Raw genomic sequence first — 19104 nt, 5'->3', positions numbered from 1 at the left:
CAGTGCCCGGCTCAGTCGCTCGGCTCGTAACCGCCAGTTGCCTGCCCGCGGCCGTCTGCCAGCCGCCTGAACGCCGCCCGGAACTGCTCGTGGCCGATGACGAGGAAGCCGGCAACGACGGTGACGAATCCGGCGACCGTCGTCGTGGTGATGGCTTCACCGAGGAACCACCAGCCACCGAGCGCGGCCACGAGCGGGCTGGCGTAGAAGATGAGGCTGGACCGCAGCGCCCCGACCTCCTCGATGAGCGCGAAGTAGGCGATGTAGCCGACTGCGCCGGCAACGACCGTGACGTAGGCGAGTGAGACGATGGCGGTGAGCGTCCACTCGATGGCGGCCGCCGACTCGCCGACCGCGAGGCTCATTCCGTGGAGCAGCACGGCGCTTATCGGAAGCCCCCACGCGACCTGTGCGGTGCTGGAAATCGTCGCCTCACACCGGCGAGTCAGCACCGTCCCGAGCGCGGCACTGGCCGCGCCGCCGAGAACGAGGGCCGCCCCAACGCCGCTTTCGGCCAGTAGATTGCTCGGCGAGACGCCGACGACCATCCCGACGCCGATGGCCGCAACGCCCATCCCGACGGCACCGAGCGCTGACACTCGCTCGTCGGAAAGCAGCAGGGCCGCAAACAGCGGGGCGATGATGGGCACGAGGCTGAAGAGAATCGCGCCGACCGCGCTGGTGACGTACCCCTGCCCGACAAAGAGCAGGCCGTTTGCTAGCCCGATAGTGAGCACGCCGGCGGCGAGGACGCCGCCGATGTCGCCGCGCGTTCGCGGGCGGATAGAGCCCTCGGTCGCGTAGGCGGCGTAGCCGAGCAGGAGTATCGCCGCGAGGTCGAACCGGATGGCGACGAAAAGCAGCGGCGGGATGTAGACCTGTCCGGCGCGGGCGGCGACGAACGTGCCGCCGAACGCGAGGCTGGCGACAGCAAACAGCCCTATCGCTCGACGGAGACTCACCGAGAGGCCACCTCCGTAGCGAACGGGCGGCAGATGGAGGATGCCGAAAAACAAATGTTTCTAATATCCGACTTCATTGTTATGCATGTCTACCTGACCGAACCTATTAAGCCAATCTAGAAACTATTTCCCGACGAGAAGTACGATTGTCCGCTGCAGGTCTGCGCCCCCATGCCGCGATTTCTTACCCTGAAAAAATTTCATACTGCGAAAGTTCTTTTGACGTAGCGGCCCGACTCGTCGTATGGACGACGCGCTGGCGGAGATGGAGTTTCTCGCCCGTTCCGGCAACCGCATTGCGGTGCTGGAAGCGGTCTCCGAACGCCCCCACACCCGCAGCGAACTCGCCGAGCGGACGGGTGCCTCACAGGCGACGCTCGGCCGGATTCTACGCGACTTCGAGGAACGAAACTGGCTCGCCCGGACTGACGGCGCATACGTCGCCACGCCGACCGGCAACCTCGTCGCTGACGGCGTCCTTGACCTCCGGAAACGGCTGGAGACCGAGCGGCGGCTGCGTCCGGTCGTGGGTATGCTCCCGGACGAGTTGGATGTCGACCTCCGGCGGCTCCGGACGGCGACGCTCACCACGCCGACCGAAACCCGACCGAGTGCGCCGGTGACGCGGTCGCTGGACATTCTGCGGGAAGCCGGCCACATTCGCGCGGTCTCACGGGCGCTCAACGACCGGACGCTGCGGCTGCTCCGGCGTCGGGCCGTAGCGGACGGCTGTACTGTCGACGGGGTCTTCGCCGCCCGGGCGATAGAGGCACTCGTCGACGACGACCGGCTCCGGCCGAAGCTCCGCGAACTCGTGGCCGCCGAGAGTGCCGACATCCACGTCTACGAGGGGCCGCTCTCGCTTGCCGTGACGCTTGCCGACGGCACCGTCAGCCTCCTGTTGCGCGACGACGATGGCGTCGTACAGGCGGCGCTCGACACCGACGACGAAGCTGTCGCCGAGTGGGCGGCTTCAGTCCACGAACAGCACCGCACCGCCGCCGAGCCGCTTTCGCCGGCCGATATCGTGTAGGCGGCTACTCGCCAGTCAACGCTTCGCTGCCGGGTGCGAACTCGATTCGCTCCCCAAGCCCCGCTTCCCGGGCTTTCTCGTAGAGCATCCACGCGGCGGCGACTGTCTCGACGCCCGTGCCGCCGCTATCGAAGACTGTTATCGCCTCATCGCTCGTGCGGCCTGCCGCCTCGCCGGCGACGATATCCCCGAGGTCGGCCCGGATATGGTCGTCGTCAACGAGGCCAGCATCGCGGGCGGCCAGAAACGCACCGGCATCTTGGAAGGCGCGGTCGTGGAGGTCCGGCACGTAGGTACTTCTGGCGACCGTCTCCGGCGGGAGTTCGTATTTACCACGGTCGTACTGTCCCATCGCGGTGACGTGTGCGCCGTCGGGGAGGTCGGCGTCCTCGAAGACGGGGGTGCTCGCCCGCGTGGCGGTGATAACGACATCAGCGCCATCGAGCGCGTCGGCGGCGCTCGGCACCGCGGAGACAGCCGCCGCGAGTCGGTCGTCGAACTCGTCGGCGAAGGACTGTCGGCTCTCCAGCGTCGGCGAAAAGACCTGCACGGTCTCGAACTCCCGGACCGTGGCCGTCGCCCGGAGCTGGCCGCGGGCCTGCGCGCCGGAGCCGATGACCGCACATGTCGTCGCGTCCTCGCGTGCGAGCGCATCGACCGCCACCGCGCCCGTCGCGCCGGTTTTGTGTGGATTCATCGACGCGCCATCGAGCAGCGCTATCATCCGCCCAGATTCGGCGTCGAAAAGCGGCAGGGCGAAGTGGACATCGCCGTCGCCGAAGCCCGCGGCGTACGTGTACCCGCCCATCGCGCCGACAGAGGGCAGCACGGCGAGGTAGCCGGTACACATGCCCGGCGGCTCCTCGTTTGTGAGCTTCGTTCGTGGGGCGGCCGTGCCGTCGGTGCCGTAGCTTTCGTAGCCATCGCGGACAGCGTCGACGTATTCGGCCGGCGTTGCAAGGCCGGCGAGTTCGTCGCTTCGGAGGAACAGAACGTCAGTCATGAAACGGCCTTCGTCGGCCGTCGGCAAAAACTCGTGCTTCGCGGTCAGTCGGCGGAGACACCGGTCTGGGCGGCCGAATCAGCCGGCCGGCTCGTAGCCGGCTCCGACGGACCAGGGGCGTTGACGAACATCGCATGGCCCATCAGCCCGATAGTGGCGACCGACGCAAGCGGGACGGACGCCGAAAGCGACAGCCCCCCAAAGACGAAGAGTGCGGTGAGGCCGATGAGTGAAGCGGGGATGAGGCCGAGGACGATGTCGTAATAACCAGTCATAATACATCAAGATATATGAGTGATATCCATATAAGTGTTTTCCAGATTTGATTGATACTTTACCCTGGATAGATAGAGAGGTGCTGTAGAACCAGCATAGATTATACTCATAACTTATAGAGGCGTTATAGGAGCAGAATAGGTCTTAGCGGCTCTCAACGACAGGAATAGGATGCAGCAGGGCGGTTCGAATGTCTTTTAAGGCCCGCTCCAGCGGTATGTGTGACACGAATCCTGAACAGCACCGGATGTCGCCGGCTCGCCGACCCCAGCAGCAACGGGCCGCCTTCCGAATGGCCGTATCAGGTGGTTTAACCTACCGCCGCGGAAACCTGCTGTCGATGGGTGATTCGTCGGACATCGATTATGCCGGCCGCGCGCGGGAGGCTCTTGGCTTCTCCCGGTGGTGGCAAATCGTCGCGGCGGCGGCGATGATGGCTGCGGTCAGTCCCTACCAGTACGTCTGGTCGTCCATCGAGGGGCCGTTGGCCGAGAGCCTCGACATCGCGCTGCCGGCGCTCGGAGCAGTCTTTTCGTTTTATGTCGTCTTCCAGTCGCTGTCGCAGCTACCGGCGGGCTGGTGGCGCGACCGCCGCGGCCCGCGGGCGCTCATGTTTTTCGCGGCGCTTCTCGCCGGCGGCGGCTACATCGGCCTCGCGTACGCCACGAGCGTCTGGCAGCTCTATGTCCTCTACTCGCTCGGTGCGGTCGGCGTCGGCATCGTCTATACCGTCGCGGTCAACACCGCGGTCAAGTGGTTTCCTGACCGAACCGGACTGACGACCGGCATCGGGACGATGGCCTTCGCCGGCGGGAGCGCGCTCGTCGTCCCGTACGTTCGGGCCAACGCGACCGTCGCGGGCTACGCCGACGTGCTCCGGAACGTCGGGCTGGTGATTCTTCTCGTGTTGCTCGTCGGCGCGGTGCTCCTGCGAGACCCTCCGGAAGACTGGCTTGGCCTCGACGACCGGGCCGACGACAACGACGACGGCCTCGCGGCCTCACTCCGGGGGCGAGCGTACACGACCGGCGAGATGCTCCGAACGTGGCAGTTCTGGCTGCTGTATGCGATGTTCGTCGCGACGGCGGGCGCTGACCTGCTGCTCATCGCCAACGTCGTCCGGATGGCCGAAGCGCTGGGGCTGGCTGCGGTCGTTGCCACGGCCGCCGCGACGCTGCTGCCGATTGCGGCCGGTGTCTCGCGGCTCGTGTTGGGGGCGGTCTCGGACCGCTTCGACCGCGTGCACGTCATGGCTGTCTCGTTCGTTCTCGCGGGCGCGTTCCGACTGGCGCTCGTTCCCGCCGGAGTGGCCGATGCCGGCATCGCCTTCGTCGCCTTCGTGCTGGGAGCGATGTTCTTTTCGTCGCCGCTGTACGTCTACTTCCCGGCGATGGTCGCCGACTACTACGGCGCGGAACACTCTTCGAGCAACTACGCCGCCCTCTACACCGCGAAGGTCGGCGGCGGCGTCTTCGCGGGCACGGTCGCTGGAGCCCTTGTCGCGGCGTTCGGCTGGGTGCCGACGCTCACACTCGGCGGTGCGCTCGCGGTCGCGGCGGGGCTGGCGGCGCTCCTGTTGCGCCCGCCGACCGACGCCGGGCTAGAAAGGGACGACGCAACCGCCGGCTAGCCGTCGGCCCACTCCCGAAGCCGCTCGCCGTCCGGTAGATGGCGAGCCGTAACCGGCCCGGCATCGCTCCAGCCGGCCGGCCGAAGCTCGACGCTTTCGTTGGCAAGGAGCTGTGGCAGTTTCGGCTCGTGTGTTGCAACGTCACCGACCGCACCGCGCGGCAGCCGTCGCTGTGGCGCCGCCAGCAGCCGGTCGTGCTCGATGACGACATCCGCATAGAGGCGATACTCCAGCGGCCCGTATCGCAGCCAGTAGACGAACGCCCGCAGCGCGACGACCGGAATCCCGACCCCCGCGGCGACGACGAGGACGGCCCCCGGCGAGACGAGCGCCGCCAGTAGACACGCCCCCACGAACAGGACGCCGAGCGACCCGTCGCCGCCGACGAACAGGTATGCGACCCCGCGCCGAAGCCCACCGCCGGCGACCGCGAGCCGCCGCGGCCGAAGGATGGCTGTCGGGTCCGCGTCAGGGGGCTCCGGCAACGACGGCCGTCGTTCGTCGCCATCGAGGAACCGCTCGAAGAGCGGCCGCCCGCCTTCGGTGTGGTCCCGCCAGTAAAAGTACAGTTCGGCCGTTATCTTCCCGGCGACAACCACCACGAGCACCGCCGCCGTCGAGACTCCATCGGGGTTTGACGCCTCAGTGACGGCCGCGGAGAGAACAATCATCAGGACGCCGAAGCCGGCGAGATAGCGGAACGGCCCGGAGATGAGGCTCCGGGTCGAGTGGTCACGGTAGCCGCCCTGCCACAGGTACTCCGTGACAAAGGAGACACCGCGGCTAAGAAAGACCGCCAGTCCCCCCAAAAGTAACAACGAGACGACCTCCGTGGTGATTGTCGGCTGCGACAGTGCGAAAACGATGAAGGCGACGAGAGCAGCCAACGGCGCGACGAAGACGGTGAACACGACGAACGCAGGGATGTTCCGCGGGTACACCGGCGGCAACCATCCGAAAAGCCGGATGCCGCCGCGCTTTTCTTCGAGGTCAGTCGACCAGCCCCGGTCGAACAGCCGGAAGCGGGTCTCTGTCGGCTCCTCGTCGAGGACCACCGTCCGCTCGGCGAACGGTAGCTTCACCGCAGTCCAAAACAGCACCGCATACAACTCAAGGACGTAGATACCGAGCAGTACCGTCAACGACCACTCGAGCAGGACGGCGGCGACGAGCGGGACGAGATTGGAGACGACAAGCGCCGCTCTGGAGGACCGGCGTCCGGGGCGGGGACGACCTCGCACGGAACCGCGTTCGGCCGGCCGGCGAAAAGCCGTTTCGGCATCGAATCCGCAAGGGTTTGATACGCCCCCGTCGAACGGTCGGCCATGTCAGAGCAGTCGTTCCTGGAACAGCGCCTCGATGCGAGCACGTGGCCGATAGCGGTCGGAGACATCGTTGTCCTGCTCGCGTTCATCTTCCTCGGGACGCTTTCGCATTGGCCACTCGACGCCATGCTCGCAGACCCGACAATCTATCTGGCCGCTGCCGGCCCCTTCCTCCTCGGGTGGGTTATCTGTGCGCCGCTCATCGGTGCCTACTCGCCCGGCGGCGGCTCCGCGCCGAACTCCTCGATTCCGCTCGCTATCCGGTCGTGGGTGCCGGCCGCAATCGTCGGCTTCGTCGTCAGATACGTCGCCCTCCCCCAACGCGGCGTTGAGCCGGTCTTCATCGGCATCATGCTCGTCGGCGGCGCGGTCGTCATCTCGGCGTGGCGGTTCCTCTATTTCAAACTCCGCTAGGTGGTGAACTCACCCCGGGGGCAAGCCCCCGGGCAGTCGCCTCAACCGCCTGTACATCGCCGGCGGCGGAGCGGTTTTGTGACGCCCGGGCTAATCGTTCGCATGGGCGATGACATCGAACTGACCGTTATCACCGCTGCTGACGAATCGACCATCACGGTCGAGCGTGGGTCGGTACTCCGGGATGTGCTCCTCGAACGAGGCTTTTCAGTCTACGGGACGGTTTCTTCGCGGGTCAACTGTGGCGGCAGGGGGTTGTGTGCGACCTGCACCGTCGAGGTCGACCCGCCACCGGAGCCGGCCCACTGGCATGATGCGGCGGCGGTCCGGTTCGGCTACCCGCGGCTCTCCTGCTGTATCGAGGTCAAGGAGCCGATGACGGTTCGGTTGCTGGACAAACACGTCTGGGGACAGGTGCTCCCTCGGCGGCCGGACGGCGAGTAGTCCATCAGCCGGTGGCTACTCGTCGTCCCTGCCGGCGGGTGCGACGCCGCAAACAGTCGTCTCGAAGCCGTACTCGACCGGACGTGCCTCCAACCCGGCCGCCTCGATGGCTGCTTCTAGCTCCGCGGCAGTGTAGAACGTCGATTCGAAGCCGAACAGATGCTCGCCGGCTTCGAGGAGCCGGCCACGCCGTGTCGAGCGGTCGAACTCGCGGACGACGAGGACGCCGCCCGGCGCGAGCACGCGCGATATCTCCGCGAGGCCCGCCTCGGGGTCGGGGAAATGGTGAAGCGCGTCGACGACGATGACGGCATCGACCGAGTCGTCCGGATGAGGGAGGTCGGTCGCGCTCGCCTGGACGGTTTCGAGCCCTTTGGCCCGCGCCCGCGCCAGCATTCCGGCAGCAGGGTCGACGACTGTCGCGCCGACAGTCCGGGCGGCCCGCCCGGAGCCGCCGCCGACATCGATGATTCGGTCTCCCTCGCGGTCGGCACACGCCAGTCCCTTTCGGAGCGCGGTCTCGTCGGCCGACGGCATCCAGATGTCGTACAGCGGCGCAAACAGGTCGAAGGCCTGTACATCCCAGCGCATACGCGGCCATCGACCGCCGGCCATAACATCGTTGTCCCACAAGCCCCGCTATGGAGCCGGAACTGCTCGGGTGGCCCCCTGACGGACCGACCCTGCGGCTTGATTACCGTCAATTCAGCTACGCGGGCAAGTTCGTCATGTCTTCGACGGGCAAGGCCGTCGTCCGCGACCCGAGCGGTGCCGACACCGAACGCGACTTCGACGACGATATTGTCGCCGCCGTCGCGTTCAACGCCGACCGGACCGCTCCGGAGACGCTGTGGCTTCGGTATGTCACCGTCCGGGCGGACCGCCGCGGCGAGGGGCTCGGCCCGCGGCTCTGCCGCTTCGTCGTCGCACGGGCCGAAAGGCGCGGCTATGCGACGGCCAAAATCGCGGTGAACAACCCCTTCGCCTACGAGGCGCTCTACCGGGCGGGGTTTGCATACACCGGCGAAACGACCGGCATCGCGGAGCTGATATTGGAGCGACCGACTGACGCGCCCGCGCCGGACCGCTCGAAGGAGACGTACCAGCGTGGCCTCGACCGGTACCGCGAACGTGACCTCGAACAAGCAGAGACGGCCTTCCTACGTCGGAAGCGACAGGCAACGCCCCCCGAGCCCACGGACTAGTCGCGATACCGGCTGCCGGGCATCGGAACGCCCGAGAGCCGGTATACGAAGATCGCCGCCAGCAGCCCCACGAGGACGAACAGCGGAACAACGGAAATCCAGGCCGTCGCCGGCAGCGCCTCGTGGACGCCGGCCGGGACGTACGGGTCCGTGACTGACCAGCCCATTGCCGCTCGGAAGACAAAGAGTCCGGCAATCGAGAAGGCGGCGAAGACGGCCACTGCGGCACGGTCGACGGTCTGCCGACGACTCATTGCTCTACGGTAGCCGCCTCAGGTTGAAAACACTCTCGTCGTCCGCCGACCGGCGATTTCAAGCCCGCGCCGTGCGAACCCGGGCACAATGGGAAACGCGGACCTCCGGACGCTGGCGGCCATCGAGCCCAAGCCGTTCGACGAACTCGGCGGGTCGGTCGTGGCTGTCGACGCCCACAACTGGCTGTATCGGTACCTGACGACCACCGTCAAGTTCACCCGGAGCGAGGCGTACACGACCGCCGACGGCGAGGAGGTCGCCAACCTCATCGGCGTCGTCCAGGGGCTGCCCAAGTTCTTCGAACACGACGTGACGCCGGTGTTCGTCTTCGACGGTGGTGTCTCCGACCTGAAAGCCGACGAGGTCGAAAAGCGACGCGACCAGCGCGAACGCTACGAGGCACAGCTCGAAGCCGCAAAGGAACGCGACGAGACCGACGCCGCCGAAATCGCCGCCCTCGAGTCTCGGACCCAGCGGCTCACGGACACGATTGTAGAGACAACCCGCGAGCTCCTTGCACGGCTCGACGTGCCGGTCGTCGAAGCGCCCGCTGAAGGGGAGGCACAGGCTGCTCACATGGCTCGACGCGGCGACGCCGACTACGTCGGCTCGGAGGACTACGACGCGCTCTTGCTTGGCGCTCCGTACACGCTGCGGGGGCTGACGAGCAACGGCGACCCCGAGTGCATGGATTTCGAGGCGACGCTTTCGACCCACGACCTGAGTTGGGAGGGCCTCGTTGACGCCGCCATCCTGATGGGGACCGATTTCAACGAGGGACTCTCCGGCGTTGGACCGAAAACCGCCGTGAAACTGATTCATGAACACGGCGACCTTCGGAGCGTGTTGGCGGCCCGCGACGACGACATCCCCCACGCCGACCGCATCCGCGAGCTGTTTCTCGACCCCGCGGTCACAGACGACTACGACTACGATACGGACATCGACCCGGACTTCGAGCGCGCACGCGAGTTCGTCACCGAGACGTGGGGGGTGCCGGCCGACGAGGTCGAACGCGGCTTCGAACGCATCGAGGAGTCCGTCATCCAGACAGGGCTGGACCGCTGGACCTGACCGCGCTCAGGCGTCCGAAAGCGACACCCGTGTTGCGGCCAGCGCGTCCTCACGGGCGCGTTCCAGAAGGTTGTCGGGTTCGAGGTCGCGGAGCTTTTCGAGGCGGCCGTCTGTCTCGGGGGTGTCCGGGGCCAGCCGGTTGCAGCCGGCCTGTATCGTCGCTTCCTCGTAGGTTCCCAGCTTCCGTGCCCGCTCGGTGATTTCCGGTTTGTCCATCGAGAGCAGCGGCCGATGGACCGGCAGTTCGACCGCCGCGGAGGTGACCTGCAGGTTCCGGGCGGTCTGGCTCGATTTCTGTCCGAGGGCCTCGCCAGTGACGATGCCGGCGGCGTCCTCGATTTCGGCGATGGCCTCGGCGACGGCGAAAAAGTACCGCCGCACCGAAAGCATCCGCCCCCGGTCCAGTGCCGACGCGATGTCGTCGAGAGTATCGCCGCCGTCGACGACGTAGGGTCGGCAGTCGGTGTTGGGCGCACGCGCTGCGAGCCGCTCGCAGGTCGAGATGGCCCGAGCACGGTGGTCGACACCGCCGTAGTCGCCGAGGTCGACGTAGACCGGAATGACCGGTGCCCCCCGGCGGAGCATCTCTGCGGCGGCGACCGGCGAGTCGATGCCGCCGGAGACCAACGCCACGAGCGGGGCTTGTGTGCCGACCGGGAGCCCCCCCGGTCCCTCGTGCCGGGCTGCGAAAACGTAGGCCACGTCCGGCCGTACGTCGGCTTCGAAGGTCACCGCCGGGGCCTCAAGGTCGACTGTTGCGTCCGTCACCTCGCCGACGGCTGCCCCGCCGCTTTGCTCCAGTTCGGGGCTCGTAAACGGGTGGTCATCGCGGGCGCGCGATGCGCGGACGGCGTAGCTGTCGAACTCGCGGCCGCGCGCGAGGTCGGCGAGTGCGGCTTCAATCTCGGCGGCCTCCGGCGAGACCCGCACAGCGGGGCTTGCCGAGGCGACACCGGGAACCGCTGTGACGGCTCGGGCGGCTGCTTCCGGCGCAGTGGTGTGTACCACGAGCCGGCCGTGTCGCCGCTCGACGGAGCCGGAGATGCCGTCGGACTCAAGGGCTGCCGCGATATTCTCGCGGAGCCGCGTCTCCATGCGTCGACGAACCGACTGCCCCTTGACGCCGAGTTCGCCGTACCGAACGACGGTACAGTCCATACCGCGGGCTGGTCGCCGGGACGGTAAAGCCGCTCGGTTGGTCGCTGGCGGCGTCCGGGCTGGCCGGGGACGGCGGGCTTTTGGTCGCCGCGCCCGCACGGCGTGATATGACGCCCGAAGACGTCGAGGCCGAAATCGAGGCAGCGCTCGAAGACTGCGAGGCGACCGTCAGCCGCGCCCGCGGGAAACACGACGACGACCACCTCGAAGCGACCGTCGTCTCCCCGGCGTTCGAGGAGCTATCGCTCGTCGACCAACACCAGCTGGTCTACGACGCCCTCGGCGAGGCGATGACGACCGACATCCACGCGCTGGAGCTTACGACCCGCACTCCCGAGTGACCACGCCGGTCTCGTTTCGGTGCGTTTTACGTCCCCCCGTACGAGATGCCGCCTATGGCAGACGAGGACACGGACTACCGCATTGAACGGGACAGCCTCGGCGAGATGGAAGTGCCGGCCGACGCCTACTGGGGCGCACAGACCCAACGCGCGCTCGGGAACTTCCCCGTCTCAGGCATCACTTTCCAGCGCCGGTTCATCCGCGCGCTCGGCATCGTCAAGAAGTCCGCCGCGAAGGCGAACCTCGACCTCGAGCTGCTGGAGGCCGACAAGGCCGAAGCCATCATCGAGGCCGCCGACGAGGTCATCGCCGGCGAACACGACGACCAGTTCCCGGTCGATGTCTTCCAGACCGGCTCGGGGACGTCCTCGAACATGAACGCAAACGAGGTCATCGCCAACCGGGCGACCGAGATTTACGGCGGTGAAATCGGCACCCGTGAAATCCACCCCAACGACCACGTCAACTACGGCCAATCGAGCAACGACGTGATTCCGACCGCGATGCACGTTGCGTCGCTGGAGGCCGCCCGGAAAGACGTCCTTCCGGGGCTTGAGACGCTTGCTGAGGAACTGGCGGCTAAGGAAGACGAATTCGATGCCGTCGTCAAGACCGGCCGCACCCACCTGCAAGACGCCACGCCCGTCCGGCTCGGACAGGAGTTCGGCGGCTACCGGACCCAAATCGAGAAGGGTATCGACCGCGTCGAAGGCGCGACCGAACGGCTCGAAGAACTCGCCCTCGGTGGCACGGCCACCGGGACGGGGCTCAACACGCATCCGGAGTTCCCCGAGCGGGCCGCCGAATACATCTCCGAGGAGACGGGCCTTTCGTTCCGCGAGGCGGACAACCACTTCGAGGCCCAGGCCGCCCACGACGCGATGAGCGAGGCCCACGGCGCGCTCCGGACCGTCGCCGGCTCGATGAACAAAATCGCCAACGACCTCCGACTGCTCGCCTCGGGGCCGCGGAACGGTCTCGGCGAGGTCGAACAGCCCGAAAACCAGCCGGGGAGCTCCATTATGCCCGGCAAAATCAACCCGGTCGTCGCTGAATCGGTCAATCAGGTCCACAAGCAGGTCATCGGCAACGACGCGGCGGTGTCGGCCGGCGCGGCGCGCGGCGAAATCGACCTGAACCTCTACAAGCCGGTGCTCGCGTACAACTTCCTGCAGAGCGCCTCGATTATCGCCAGTAGCGCCGAACTCTTCGGCGAGCGGTTCGTCGGCAAGCTCGAAGCCAACGCCGACCACTGCCGGACGAAGGTCGAACAGTCGATGGCGCTCGCGACGGCGCTGAACCCCGCCATTGGCTACGATAAGGCGTCCAAGGTCGCAAAACAGGCGCTCAAAGAGGGCAAAACCGTCCGCGAGGTCGCTGTCGAGGAAGGCTACCTCACCGAGGCGGAAGCCGACGAAGTGCTTGACCCGAAGGCGATGACCGAGCGGGTCATCCTCGGCGACGACTGACTGTCAGCTACTTCTTGTATAAAAATCCAACGGCCATTATTCGCCGATTGAAAACGCGGGGCGCTGTTATATACTTCGGGGTGAGTACAGTATACCGATGACAGAGATGGACCCCACCGCCCAGCTCGGGTCGGCAGAAAGCGACCAGTCAATAACCGTCTCCCAGCTCCGGGCCGAGCTGGACGGTACCGGGCAGAGCGAAGCGCCGGGAACGGCGATTTCCGAAGTCGTCGACGAGGTTGAGGCCTCGCTTTTCGGCACGGACGGCTTCTCGTTCGAAGAAACCCACGTCAAATCCTCGCTGGACGAGCTGCTGCTTTCGCTTGTGGCGCTGCGGAGCTCCGACACGCACGGCAAGCAGCTGCTCGACGACCTCGCACAGGAGTTCGACACGATTCTCAGCCCCGGCACGGTGTATCCGCGCCTGCATGACCTCTGTGACGAGGACGTACTCGAACAGCGCGAACTCGTCAAGACCAAGGAATACACCCTCGACGACGCTACGGAGGCCCAATCCGACATCGCGGAGGCCGCCCGCCAGCACCTTGCGCTCGGTATGGTGCTTCGGGCCGCGCTTGAGGAAGGCGACTTCGAGTAACGACCGACTGCCGACCCGTGCGGATGGTGTCTTTTTTGACCGTCGCCGACGCATCGACAGGCAATGAGCTACGACTACGAGGACCTGGGTCTCGTCGCCGGGCTGGAAATCCACCAGCAGCTCGATACCGAGACCAAGCTCTTCTGTAACTGTCCGACAGAACGCCGGGAACCCGAGGAGGCGGTCCGCTCGTTTACCCGTTATCTCCATCCGACGAAATCGGAGCTCGGCGAACTCGACGAGGCGGCGCTCGAAGAATCCCGCGTCGACCGGGAGTTCGAGTATCTCGCCTTTGATACGACCTGTCTCGTCGAAGAAGACGACGAACCGCCACACCGTCTCGACGAGGAGGCGCTTGCGACGGCGATGGAGATTGCGACGCTGCTGGACTGCAGCGTCGTCGACCAGGCGCAGGTGATGCGGAAAATCGTCGTCGACGGCTCGAACACCTCCGGCTTCCAGCGGTCGACGCTGCTGGCGACCGACGGCGAAATCGAGACCGACGAGGGAGCGGTCCGCATCGCAGATATGCTGCTGGAAGAGGAGTCGGCCGCTCGCATCGAAGAACACGACGACGGCGTCACATACGGCCTCGACCGGCTGGGCATCCCGCTTGTCGAAATCGGCACGAAACCGGATATCCGGACGCCGACGCAGGCCCGCGAGGCCGCCGAGCGAATCGGGATGTTGCTCCGCTCGACGGGCAAGGTGAAACGCGGCCTCGGAACCATCCGACAGGACGTCAACGTCTCCATCGAGGAGGGCGCACGCGTCGAGATGAAGGGCGTCCAGAGCCTCGACGACATCGACGACCTCGTCGAAAACGAGGTCGGCCGGCAAATCGAGCTGCTCGACATCGCCGAGACGCTCCGGGAGCGCGATGCTGCCGTCGGCGAGCCACGAGATGTGACCGAGGTCTTCGAGGACACCGAAAGCGGCGTCATCGCGGGGGCAGAACGCGTCGAAGCGGTTCGGCTCGATGGGTTCGACGGCCTCGTTGGCCGCGAAATCCAGCCCGACCGTCGGCTCGGCACCGAGCTTTCCGACCACGCCAAGCGGCACGGCGCGGGCGGCATCTTCCATACCGACGAACTCCCGGCCTACGGCGTCAGCGAGGCCGAGGTCGAAGCGCTCCGAGACGCTGTCGGAGCCGATGCGGCCGATGCCGTCGCGCTGGTCGCCGCTGACACCGACGTCGCCGAGACGGCCATCGAGGCCGTTGCCGACCGCGCCGAGACGGCCATCGAAGGCGTCCCCGAGGAGACTCGCGGGGCAAACGAGGACGGCACCTCCCGCTATCTGCGGCCGCTGCCGGGTGCAGCGCGGATGTACCCCGAAACGGACGTGCCGCCGGTCGAACCGGACCCAAGCGACATCGACCCACCGGAGCTTTTGACCGAGCGAGTCGACCGCTATCAGTCCGACCTCGGACTCGACGCCGGACTGGCTGAGCAGGTCGCATACGGACGATACATGCCCGTCTTCGAGACGGCCGTCGACCGCGGTGTTGACCCGACGACCGCCGCCGGCACGCTTGCGTCGACCCTAACGGAACTGCGACGCGACGACGTTGCCGTCGAAAATCTCACCGACGAGCATCTGCTCTCTGTCCTTGAACTCGTCGAGGCCGGCGACCTGCCGCAGGAAGGTATCAATCCGGCGCTGGAGACGCTCGCCGACGACCCATCGCTCACCGCCGAAGCGGCCGTCGAGGAGGCCGGTCTCGGCGGTGTCGACCGCGAGACGGTCCGCGAAGCCGTCGTCGAGGTTATCGAGCGCAACGCCGACCAAGTAGAGGCTGAGGGCATGGGGGCGTTCTCCGGACTCATGGGCGAGTGTATGGGCCAGCTCCGCGGCAAGGCCGACGGTGAAGTCGTCTCCGAACTGCTGCGAGAAGAGATACAGAAGCGCGCCTAGCTACTCGTTTTCCCGATTCGATTCGTCCTTCTGATTCGGTTCGTCTCCGGGGTCCGACGTACCTGGGCGCGGGATTTCGCCGCTGGCGACCAGCGCGCCACGGCGGAGCACGCCGCGTAGCGTCCGGGCCTCTCGGCCGGTCGGGCTGGCGCGGCCGGCCAGCCGGCGGAAGAGCCGCTCGGTTTTGGGTATCTTCTCCTCCGGATGGCCGACCTCGTGGAGGTATTCCGAGAACGTCTCGTGGAGTCCCTCAATTTCGTGTTCGTCGGCCCGTTCGTGGGCCTGCTTTGGATGTTGGGTCTCTTCGACGGTCAGTTCGCGGAGCTCATAGAGGACAATTGTTGCGGCCTGTGCGAGGTTCAACACGGGGTAGTCGCCGTCGGCTGGAATCGAACAGATACGGTCCAGCTGGGCGAGTTCGTCGTTCGTCAGGCCGACGCGTTCGCGGCCGAAGACGATACACACGTCGGCGTCGAGGCCAGCCAGCTCGTCGGAGAGCGCCGCCGGCTCGATGAACGGGTACCGGACGTGTTTCGTCGCGTCCTCGTTGGTTGTCGCGGTGCAGGCGACCGTGTAGAACTGCTCTGTCAGATACGAAAACTCGACTTCGGTGGCGTTCGGAAGCACGTCCTCGCGGGCGTGGCCGGCGAAGCCGTACGCCTCGCCGTCGGGGTCAAGCTCCGGCGGGTCGACGAGATACAGCTCCGAGAGCCCGAAGTTCTTCATCGAGCGGGCGATGGTGCCGACGTTGCCCGGTGTCTCCGCGCCGACGACGGCGACAGCGATGTTCGGCATGTGGCTGGTCCGGCTTGGCAGCCGCCGCGTATAAGCGCGTCCGTCTCGGCGCAATTGTGAAGCCGTATCACGGGGCGGGCCTGCCGGTTTCGGTCGGCTTTACCCGTCGCGGGCCGACTGAAACGGTATGCGAACGGTAGACGCCGCTGGCCTGCAGATCGGCGACGACCACCCGCCACGAATCATGGGCGTGTTGAACGTCTCCGAGGAATCCCCCTACGACCCAAGCGTCTTCGATGAGCCCGACGAGGCGGCCCGCTACGTCGACGAGGACCTCATCGGCGAGGGCGCTGACATCGTCGACGTCGGGCTGGAGTCAGCAAACAAAAAGTTCGAGGTGCTGTCGGCCGACCAAGAACTCGACCGGCTCGACACCGCTGTCGAGACGCTGCGTTCGACCTCCGGTGACGCCGTCTGGTCCATCGAGACCCGGTACCACGAGGTCGCGGAGGCCGCCCTTGACGCTGGTTTTGACATGGTAAACGACATCTGCGGCTTCGCCGACCCGGAGATGACGACCGTCTGTGCGGAGTACGATGTCGCCGTCTCGAAGATGGCCTCGCCGCCGGATCTTGAACGGCCGGGCGCAATCGACGATGTCGACGACATCTATGCGGCATTAGAACAGAACGGGTTTACCGAGAAGACGATCCTTGACCCGGCCTTCGGCGGCTGGAGCGAAACGAAGACCATCGAGGACGACCGCGAGACGTTCCGGCGGCTGCGGGAGTTCCGCGCCTACGGCCGGCCGCTGCTCGTCTCTATCAACCGGAAGAACTTCCTGCGCGATATCGCCGGCCGCGACACCGAGGCCGCGCTGCCGGTGTCGCTGGCGGCGACGTCGATGGCCGTCGAACGGGGCGCACACGTCATCCGAACCCACGATGTCGCCGAGACACGGGATGCGGCGCTTGTCGGCCACGAGTTCACTCCGGAGCGGGCAAACGGTTCCGGCTTCGAAGCACTCGACGTGACGACGGACCGGGAACTGGCTCGCCATCTCGGCCGGACAGTTGACGACGCTCCGGAGCCGTCGGTGCTTCCGCACGCTGTCGCCTTTGGATTGCCGTCGGGGCCGGCGGCGTATCTGGGCGAACAGGCCCGAACGGTAGGGCTCGAAACCTACCACGGCGACCGGCTCGTCGTCGTCGGAACGGCCGATGGCTTCAAGACGCTGCGGACGGCCATCGAGGACGATGCCGACGCGCCCCAGCGGGCCAGCGAGGCGATAACGGAGCTCTCGGCCCAGTTTGGCGGCGTCTGACGGATGGCAGACGCACGGCCCACAGTACAAGAAAGCTTATACCGAAGGCCCCGGAACGCACGATTGGAAGCCCGGAGGACACAGTCGGGTAGGGGCCAACGGTGTCCTCGGGGCCCAGTCTTTCACATTGTTTAGTGGCGATGCTTCACCGAGAGTGGCAACCGGCGTATGAGGCGATACTGACGGCGTTCGGCTACGACGCCGCTGGAGACGTTGCGGCGCGCGACGTGCTCTTCGGGTTAGTCACCGATGCCGCGCCGCTGAAAAGCGACAGCATCGACCTTCCGGGAACGGTCGCCGTCTGTGGCGGTGGCCCGTCGCTTGCTGCTGACCTCGACCGGGCACGGCGTGCCGACACCGTCGTCGCCGCCTCGACAGCCGCCGATGTCTGCCGAGACGCCGGTGTCGCCGTCGACTGCATGGTAACCGACCTCGACAAGAATCCCGAGACTGCGGTCGAACTCGCGGCGGCCGGAACGCCGGTCGCTGTTCACGCCCACGGTGACAACGTCGACCTCATAGAGGCGTACGTGCCGGCCATCGACGTCGGGTCGGTGTTGCCGACGACACAGGCCGCTCCCCGGCCCCCAGTGGTAAATCCCGGTGGCTTCACCGACGGCGACCGTGCGGCGTTTCTCGCCGACGCCTGCGGGGCCGACCGGCTGGTGTTCCCGGGATGGGACTTCGACGATACGGCCGTCTCCGCAGCGAAGGCCGAAAAGCTCCGCTGGGCCGCCCGGCTGCTCCGGTGGCTGGAGCTACGGCGCAACGAAGAATTCGGCGTCCTTGACGGCCGACGGGGAGACATCAGGCTGCCGTGGCTCGCCTAGCAGCTATTGGGCGTGCGGCCTTTTTTCCGCGACGGGAGTCTCAGGGAACGAGGACGACCTTCCCGCTCGATTTGCGGTCTTCGATGAACTGGTGGGCCGAGGCGGCTTCTTCGAGGTCGAAGGTGTGGCCGACCTGTACCTCAAGTGTCCCCTCACCGAGTAGCTGGGTTAGCTCCGGCACTGCACCCATCACCTTCATCGGCTTCTGTTCGATTGCGCGCCCGAGATGGTAGCCGATGACGCGCTGGTTGGAAAACAGCAGGTCGGCGGTGTTCGGCCGCCCCGGTTCGCCGCCGGCGGCGCCGTAGGAGACCATGCGGCCGAACGACCGCAGCGCCTGCAGGCTCCGGTCGGAGGTGTCGCTGCCGATGCCGTCGAGCACGAGGTCGACGCCGTCGCCGTCGGTAATCTCGTTGACACGGTCGACGAAGTCCTCCTCGGTGTACTGGATGCCGTGGTCCATCCCGAGGTCGGACGCCATCGAGAGTTTCTCCTCGGTAGAGGCGGTGCCGATGACCGCAGCGCCGGCCTCGTCGGCCAGCTGGACGGCCGCACTCCCGACGCCGCCAGCGGCGGCGTGGACCAGAACCGTCTCGTCGGCTTCGAGGCCGCCCCACTCGTGGAGACAGTTGTGAGCGGTGAGCCACTGGACGGGGAAGCCGGCGGCCTCCTCGAAGCTTAGGTCCCCGGGGATATCCAGCAGCCCACGGGCGTCGGCGGTAGCGTACTCCGCGTAGCCGCCACCGTTGACGAGCGAGACGACCGCTTCGCCTGCCTCACGGTTGACGCCGTCGCCAACCTCGGCGATGGTGCCGGCAACCTCCATTCCGGGCACGTACTCGGGGGAGGGGCCGCCCTGATAATGGCCGCGGCGCTGCATGATGTCAGCGAAGTTGATGCCGGCCGCCTCAACTTCGATAAGCACCTCGCCCTCACCCGGGCGTGGACGTTCGCGGTCGGTTACCTCCAGTACATCGGCCTCGCCGTATTCAGTTACGGTTGCTGCTTTCATCGTAGGTTCCGTCCGCGCCGCCGGCTTATCAAACTCCTGCCCGAGCCGTTATTTTGCCGGTTGTTAACCACTGTTTTTATATTATGCTTCCAGCGGAA

21 protein-coding genes are annotated in these 19104 nt (G+C 66.4%); 12 read left to right on the top strand and 9 right to left on the bottom strand.

Going from position 1 to position 19104, the window contains the following annotated elements:
- Positions 1-11: 11 nt before the first annotated feature.
- Positions 12-962: a DMT family transporter gene (locus tag NP_RS09410; RefSeq protein WP_011323611.1), complete on the bottom strand. Its 951-nt coding sequence runs from the start codon at positions 960-962 to the stop codon at positions 12-14.
- 244 nt (positions 963-1206) lie between these two features.
- On the opposite strand from NP_RS09410, the gene NP_RS09405 reads away from it, so the two are divergent.
- Positions 1207-1995, top strand: a complete 789-nt coding sequence (locus NP_RS09405) for a helix-turn-helix transcriptional regulator (RefSeq protein WP_049939633.1) — start codon at positions 1207-1209, stop codon at positions 1993-1995.
- A gap of 4 nt (positions 1996-1999) precedes the next feature.
- On the opposite strand, the gene NP_RS09400 is transcribed toward NP_RS09405, so the two are convergent.
- Together NP_RS09400 and NP_RS09395 are read right to left on the bottom strand one after the other, a co-directional pair.
- Entirely contained in the window at positions 2000-2998 is a 999-nt protein-coding gene (locus tag NP_RS09400) for an ornithine cyclodeaminase family protein (RefSeq protein WP_011323609.1), read from the bottom strand.
- 44 nt (positions 2999-3042) lie between these two features.
- Positions 3043-3273: a hypothetical protein gene (locus NP_RS09395; RefSeq protein WP_011323608.1), complete on the bottom strand. Its 231-nt coding sequence runs from the start codon at positions 3271-3273 to the stop codon at positions 3043-3045.
- A gap of 341 nt (positions 3274-3614) precedes the next feature.
- On the opposite strand from NP_RS09395, the gene NP_RS09390 reads away from it, so the two are divergent.
- Positions 3615-4904: an MFS transporter gene (locus NP_RS09390; RefSeq protein ID WP_011323607.1), complete on the top strand. Its 1290-nt coding sequence runs from the start codon at positions 3615-3617 to the stop codon at positions 4902-4904.
- Here the strand turns inward: NP_RS09390 and NP_RS09385 are convergent.
- Positions 4901-6145: a DUF6498-containing protein gene (locus tag NP_RS09385; protein WP_011323606.1), complete on the bottom strand. Its 1245-nt coding sequence runs from the start codon at positions 6143-6145 to the stop codon at positions 4901-4903. The genes NP_RS09390 and NP_RS09385 overlap by 4 nt on opposite strands.
- 84 nt (positions 6146-6229) lie before the next feature.
- Between NP_RS09385 and NP_RS09380 the strand changes: the two genes are divergently transcribed.
- Both NP_RS09380 and NP_RS09375 read left to right on the top strand, forming a co-directional pair.
- The gene (locus NP_RS09380) at positions 6230-6643 is read left to right on the top strand and encodes a DUF3054 domain-containing protein (RefSeq protein WP_011323605.1); all 414 of its coding nucleotides are present in this window, start codon (positions 6230-6232) and stop codon (positions 6641-6643) included.
- Between the two features lie 102 nt (positions 6644-6745).
- On the top strand, positions 6746-7087 hold the full coding sequence (locus NP_RS09375) for a 2Fe-2S iron-sulfur cluster binding domain-containing protein (RefSeq protein WP_011323604.1): 342 nt from the start codon (positions 6746-6748) through the stop codon (positions 7085-7087).
- A gap of 15 nt (positions 7088-7102) precedes the next feature.
- On the opposite strand, the gene NP_RS09370 is transcribed toward NP_RS09375, so the two are convergent.
- Positions 7103-7678, bottom strand: a complete 576-nt coding sequence (locus NP_RS09370; protein WP_011323603.1) for a class I SAM-dependent methyltransferase — start codon at positions 7676-7678, stop codon at positions 7103-7105.
- A gap of 50 nt (positions 7679-7728) precedes the next feature.
- Between NP_RS09370 and NP_RS09365 the strand changes: the two genes are divergently transcribed.
- Positions 7729-8292, top strand: coding sequence for a GNAT family N-acetyltransferase (locus NP_RS09365; protein ID WP_011323602.1), 564 nt, complete (start codon positions 7729-7731; stop codon positions 8290-8292).
- On the opposite strand, the gene NP_RS09360 is transcribed toward NP_RS09365, so the two are convergent.
- Positions 8289-8546 (bottom strand): hypothetical protein, encoded by a 258-nt coding sequence (locus NP_RS09360; RefSeq protein ID WP_011323601.1) that lies wholly within the window; start codon positions 8544-8546, stop codon positions 8289-8291. The two genes, NP_RS09365 and NP_RS09360, sit on opposite strands and share 4 nt — an antisense overlap.
- An 88-nt stretch (positions 8547-8634) precedes the next feature.
- Between NP_RS09360 and fen the strand changes: the two genes are divergently transcribed.
- The gene (gene fen / locus NP_RS09355; protein WP_011323600.1) at positions 8635-9621 is read left to right on the top strand and encodes a flap endonuclease-1; all 987 of its coding nucleotides are present in this window, start codon (positions 8635-8637) and stop codon (positions 9619-9621) included.
- Positions 9622-9627: 6 nt separating this feature from the next.
- Here the strand turns inward: fen and NP_RS09350 are convergent, their stop codons facing one another.
- Positions 9628-10779, bottom strand: a complete 1152-nt coding sequence (locus NP_RS09350; RefSeq protein WP_011323599.1) for a tRNA sulfurtransferase — start codon at positions 10777-10779, stop codon at positions 9628-9630.
- Between the two features lie 107 nt (positions 10780-10886).
- Here NP_RS09350 and NP_RS09345 point away from each other — a divergent pair, with 107 nt between their 5' ends.
- The 4 genes from NP_RS09345 to gatE all read left to right on the top strand — a co-directional run bounded on the left by NP_RS09345 (position 10887) and on the right by gatE (position 15105).
- Positions 10887-11120, top strand: coding sequence for a BolA family protein (locus tag NP_RS09345; RefSeq protein WP_011323598.1), 234 nt, complete (start codon positions 10887-10889; stop codon positions 11118-11120).
- A gap of 54 nt (positions 11121-11174) precedes the next feature.
- Positions 11175-12590 (top strand): class II fumarate hydratase, encoded by a 1416-nt coding sequence (locus NP_RS09340; protein WP_049939632.1) that lies wholly within the window; start codon positions 11175-11177, stop codon positions 12588-12590.
- 97 nt (positions 12591-12687) lie between these two features.
- On the top strand, positions 12688-13188 hold the full coding sequence (locus NP_RS09335; RefSeq protein ID WP_011323596.1) for a helix-turn-helix transcriptional regulator: 501 nt from the start codon (positions 12688-12690) through the stop codon (positions 13186-13188).
- Between the two features lie 63 nt (positions 13189-13251).
- Positions 13252-15105, top strand: coding sequence for a Glu-tRNA(Gln) amidotransferase subunit GatE (gatE, locus tag NP_RS09330; RefSeq protein ID WP_011323595.1), 1854 nt, complete (start codon positions 13252-13254; stop codon positions 15103-15105).
- Here the strand turns inward: gatE and NP_RS09325 are convergent, their stop codons facing one another.
- Entirely contained in the window at positions 15106-15900 is a 795-nt protein-coding gene (locus tag NP_RS09325; RefSeq protein ID WP_011323594.1) for an RNA methyltransferase, read from the bottom strand.
- 127 nt (positions 15901-16027) lie between these two features.
- Here NP_RS09325 and folP point away from each other — a divergent pair, with 127 nt between their 5' ends.
- Together folP and NP_RS09315 are read left to right on the top strand one after the other, a co-directional pair.
- Complete coding sequence (gene folP / locus NP_RS09320; protein ID WP_011323593.1) at positions 16028-17164, top strand: dihydropteroate synthase; 1137 nt, start codon at positions 16028-16030, stop codon at positions 17162-17164.
- Positions 17165-17304: 140 nt separating this feature from the next.
- The gene (locus NP_RS09315) at positions 17305-17994 is read left to right on the top strand and encodes a 6-hydroxymethylpterin diphosphokinase MptE-like protein (RefSeq protein WP_011323592.1); all 690 of its coding nucleotides are present in this window, start codon (positions 17305-17307) and stop codon (positions 17992-17994) included.
- Positions 17995-18034: 40 nt separating this feature from the next.
- Here NP_RS09315 and NP_RS09310 read toward each other — a convergent pair whose 3' ends face one another.
- On the bottom strand, positions 18035-19006 hold the full coding sequence (locus tag NP_RS09310; RefSeq protein WP_011323591.1) for a quinone oxidoreductase family protein: 972 nt from the start codon (positions 19004-19006) through the stop codon (positions 18035-18037).
- Between the last annotated feature and the right edge of the window lie 98 nt (positions 19007-19104).

It is taken from the genome of Natronomonas pharaonis DSM 2160 (assembly GCF_000026045.1).
Taxonomy (GTDB): domain Archaea; phylum Halobacteriota; class Halobacteria; order Halobacteriales; family Haloarculaceae; genus Natronomonas; species Natronomonas pharaonis.
The sequence above is the reverse complement of the archived record's forward strand: the minus strand, read 5'-3'. Positions and strand labels throughout refer to the sequence as shown.